The sequence below is a fragment of the Streptomyces sp. SID486 genome, from assembly GCF_009865385.1.
GTDB lineage: Bacteria > Actinomycetota > Actinomycetes > Streptomycetales > Streptomycetaceae > Streptomyces.
In genome coordinates this window covers 1-4,083 of the sequence record NZ_WWJT01000413.1, presented here as the reverse complement: position 1 = coordinate 4,083, position 4,083 = coordinate 1, and the positions used below count along the sequence as shown (strand labels likewise).

The 4,083-nt window shown below is 73.6% G+C and carries 4 protein-coding genes; 2 read left to right on the top strand and 2 right to left on the bottom strand.

Annotation, left to right across the window (positions count from 1 at the left end):
• Positions 1-20: 20 nt before the first annotated feature.
• Positions 21-1,421, bottom strand: coding sequence for an APC family permease (locus GT045_RS19900; protein ID WP_161334968.1), 1,401 nt, complete (start codon positions 1,419-1,421; stop codon positions 21-23).
• A gap of 66 nt (positions 1,422-1,487) precedes the next feature.
• Here GT045_RS19900 and GT045_RS19895 point away from each other — a divergent pair, with 66 nt between their 5' ends.
• The gene (locus GT045_RS19895) at positions 1,488-2,504 is read left to right on the top strand and encodes a 4-hydroxy-3-methylbut-2-enyl diphosphate reductase (RefSeq protein WP_202528518.1); all 1,017 of its coding nucleotides are present in this window, start codon (positions 1,488-1,490) and stop codon (positions 2,502-2,504) included.
• Between the two features lie 29 nt (positions 2,505-2,533).
• The gene (locus tag GT045_RS19890; protein WP_161287873.1) at positions 2,534-3,280 is read left to right on the top strand and encodes a polyphosphate--glucose phosphotransferase; all 747 of its coding nucleotides are present in this window, start codon (positions 2,534-2,536) and stop codon (positions 3,278-3,280) included.
• A gap of 352 nt (positions 3,281-3,632) precedes the next feature.
• On the opposite strand, the gene GT045_RS19885 is transcribed toward GT045_RS19890, so the two are convergent.
• Positions 3,633-4,083, bottom strand: a 451-nt coding sequence (locus tag GT045_RS19885; RefSeq protein WP_237538727.1) for a DUF6542 domain-containing protein, incomplete at its 5' end; no start/stop codon positions are given.

The window sequence follows — 4,083 nt, the reverse complement described above, 5'->3', positions numbered from 1 at the left end:
GGTGGGCGGTTCGTCCGTCGTCAGGTGCCGGTACGGCCGCCCCGGGGCGCCGTACCGGGCTCCGTCGCCTCCCGCCGGCGCCACTGGGCCGCCAGGACCAGCATCCCGATGCCCAGCCACACCGCCCCCACCACCTGTGCCGCCCCGGACGCCGCCACGATCACCGCGACCGTGACCGCCGCCCCGACCACCGGCACCAGCACATGCCGCCACCAGCACAGCTCGTCCCCGCGCCGCACGAAGCAGCCCACCACGCTCGCGTGCAGCAGCGTGAACGCGGACAGCGCGCCGATGTCGACCACCGAGACGAGCCGGTCCAGGCCGTCGTCCCGCCGCGCCGCCCAGCCCGCGGCGAGCAGCGTGACGACGGCCGCGCACAGCAGCGCGACCCGCGGCACGCCGGCGTCCGTCCGGGACAGCGCGCGCGGCAGCCTGCGGTCGCGGCTCATGGCGAACAGCAGCCGGCCGGCCGCCGCCTGCCCGGCCAGCGCCGCGAACGCCGCCCCGATCGCCTTGCTCGCGGCCACCAGGTCGTGCAGCCAGGTGCCGACGGCGGAGTCCACCGCGTCGTAGAACGCCGGTCCCTGCTGCCCCGGCTCCGCGGCGAGCCGCGCGGACGTCACCGGCTCCAGCAGCGCCACCAGGTACGTCTGCGCCACGAACAGCACCCCGGCCAGCGCCAGGCAGAACAGCAGGGCACGCGCCACCTTCGCCGAACCCCCGGTGACCTCCTCGGCGAACGACGCGATCGCGTCGAAGCCCAGATAGGACAGCACCGCCACGGACACCGCGCCGAGCACCGCCGCCGGCGCGAAGCCGCCCTGCGTGCCGTCCCCCGTCAGCGGCGACAGCAGACCGCGCTCCGCCCCGTGCCGGACCAGCACCACCACGGCCGAGACCGCGAACACCAGCAGGACCGCGACCTCCATGGCCAGAACGAGAAAACCCACGCGCGCGGCGGCTCGTACGCCCCAGAGGTTCAGCAGGGTCGTGAGCACCACGGCCAGTGCCGTCCACAGCCACCGGGACACCTCGGGGACGAGCGCGTTCATCGCGATCCCGGAGAAGAGGTAGGCCACCGCGGGGATGAGGACGTAGTCCAGCGCCGCCATCCAGCCCGCGACGAACCCGGCCCCTTCGCCGAGCCCCACGCGCGCGTAGGCGAACACCGATCCCGCCCGCGGTACCACCCGCACCATCTGCGCGTAGCTGAAGGCGGTGAAGCCCATGGCGACCGTCGCCACCGCGTACACCAGCGCCACCGCTCCGTGCGACCTGGCGTCCAGCGTGCCGAACACCCCCACCGGTGCCATGGGGGCGATGAACAGCAGCCCGTACACCACGAGATCCCGTGGGCCCAGGCTGCGCCGCAGCCGCCGGTCCGGGCCGGCCCTGGAGACTGTCGTTCCGGTGTCGGACATACGCCCCAGTCTCCCCCGGGGGAGACGGGAGCACGCGATCTCCGGGCCGCCGGACGCGGCCTTACGATGGGACGCATGACCGCTTCGTCTGGCCGCCGTGTCCTGCTCGCCGCCCCCCGGGGCTACTGCGCCGGTGTGGACCGCGCCGTGATCGCCGTCGAGAAAGCCCTGGAGCAGTACGGGGCGCCGATCTACGTCCGGCACGAGATCGTGCACAACAAGTACGTCGTGCAGACCCTGGAGAAGAAGGGCGCCGTCTTCGTCGAGCGCACGGAGGAGGTGCCGCCGGGCAACATCGTCATGTTCTCCGCGCACGGTGTCGCCCCCGTCGTGCACGAGGAGGCCAGGCAGGGTCGTCTCGCCACCATCGACGCCACCTGCCCGCTGGTCACCAAGGTCCACAAGGAAGCCGTCCGGTACGCGGGCGACGACTACGACATCCTCCTCATCGGGCACGAGGGCCACGAGGAGGTCATCGGCACCTCCGGCGAGGCCCCCGAGCACATCCAGCTGGTCGACGGACCCGAGGACGTCGCCAAGGTCGAGGTCCGCGACCCGTCGAAGGTCGTCTGGCTCTCCCAGACCACCCTCTCCGTCGACGAGACCATGGAGACCGTCGACGCCCTCAAGACGAAGTTCCCCGGACTCGTCTCCCCGCCCAGCGACGACATCTGCTACGCCACCCAGAACCGCCAGCTCGCCGTGAAGCAGATGGGCGCCGAGGCCGACCTGGTCATCGTCGTCGGCTCCCGCAACTCCTCCAACTCCAAGCGGCTGGTCGAGGTCGCCAAGCTCGCCGGCGCCCGCGACGCCCACCTGGTGGACTTCGCCGACGAGATCGAGGAGGGCTGGCTGGACGGTGTGACGACGGTCGGCGTCACCTCCGGCGCCTCCGTGCCCGAGGTACTGGTCGAGCAGGTCCTGGGGTGGCTCGCCGAGCGCGGCTACGCGGACGTGGAGCTGGTCAGGGCGGCCGAGGAGTCCATCACCTTCTCGCTGCCCAAGGAGCTGCGCCGCGATCTGCGCGACGAGGCCGCGGCCCTGGTCGCCGAGCGCGGCGGAAGCGGTACGCCCGAGGCGTGACCGTCAGTGGTCCGTCGTAACGTGGAGCCATGCAGATCTTCGGTGTGGACATCGGCGGATCCGGGATCAAGGGCGCCCCTGTTGATCTCGACCGGGGCGACCTGGCCCAGGAGCGCTGCAAGGTGCTCACTCCCCATCCGGCGACGCCCGACGGCGTCGCCGACGGGGTCAAGCAGGTCGTGGACCACTTCGGCTGGACCGGGCCCGTCGGCCTGACCTTCCCCGGAGTGGTCACCGGCGGCGCCACGGTCCGTACGGCCGCGAACGTGGACAAGGGCTGGATCGACACGGACGCGCGCGCGTTGTTCAGCGGCAGACTGGGGGGACTCCCGGTGACCGTGGTCAACGACGCCGACGCGGCGGGCGTCGCCGAGATGGAGTTCGGCGCCGGGCGGGGCCGCGGGGGCACGGTCATCCTGCTCACCTTCGGCACGGGGATCGGCAGCGCCGTCTTCGTGGACGGCACCCTGGTCCCGAACACCGAGCTGGGCCACCTCGAGCTCAACGGCCACGACGCGGAGAAGCGCGCCTCCAGCAAGGCCAAGGAGGACCACGACCTCAGCTGGGAGCGATGGGCCCACCGCGTCCAGCGTTACCTGGCCCACGTGGAGATGCTGTTCTCGCCGGAGCTGTTCATCGTCGGCGGCGGGGTCAGCCGCAAGGCGGACAAGTTCCTGCACCTCATCGAGGGCATCAAGGCCGAGATCGTCCCCGCGCAGCTGCAGAACAACGCGGGGATCGTGGGGGCGGCGATGAGAGCGTCCCAGCACGCCTAGAACGAACGCGCCGACTCCCACCGACGCCCCCGCCCGGGCCCGCGCCGGCAGGGCCCCCGTCGGCAGGGCCCCCGCCGGCAGGGCTCAGCCGGCAGCCCGGCCGGGGCCGGCCAGGGCGGCGGTTCGGCCGTGGTCGGCCGGGGTCGGTCGTCAGTCCGGCCTTGTCGGTCGGGATCGGTCGACAGCCCGGCCGGGTAAGCCGAGCCGGCAGCCCGGCCGGGGGCAGCCGTCGGTCCGGCGGGGCCGGTCGGTAGCCGGCGAGGCTCAGCCGTGGCCGCGGCGGGAGCGGACCCACGCGGCCCGGCGGATGAGCACGATCGGTCCGGCGGGGCCGGTCGGTAGCCGGCGAGGTTCAGCCGTGGCCGCGGCGGGAGCGGACCCACGCGGCCCGGCGGATGAGCACGATCGCTCCGGCGACGAGCGTCCCGCCGTACAGCCACCCGGCCTCGGTGGCGAGCCCGGTGACCAGGCCCATCAGGCGGCCGACAGCCCCGCCGCCGCTCTCGGCGACCGGCAGCAGTCCCACGGCGAACGCGAGCGGCAGGACCACCGGTGCCGTCAGCACGTCCCCGTCGCGCACCCACAGCGCGGTCAGCACGCACACCGGCAGGAAGAGCACGCCGTACACCGCCGGGGACGCCCCGAGCAGCAGCTGGTCCAGACAGCCGAGCAGGAACATGGCGCCGGCGCAGAACAGCCCGCTGCCGAGCCCGGTCAGCCGGGGGTTCGGCAGCCGTCGGACCTCCGGCCCGGGCCGCGTCTCCCGTGCCGGCCGGGCGCTCCCCGCCTGCCGCGCGCCCCGT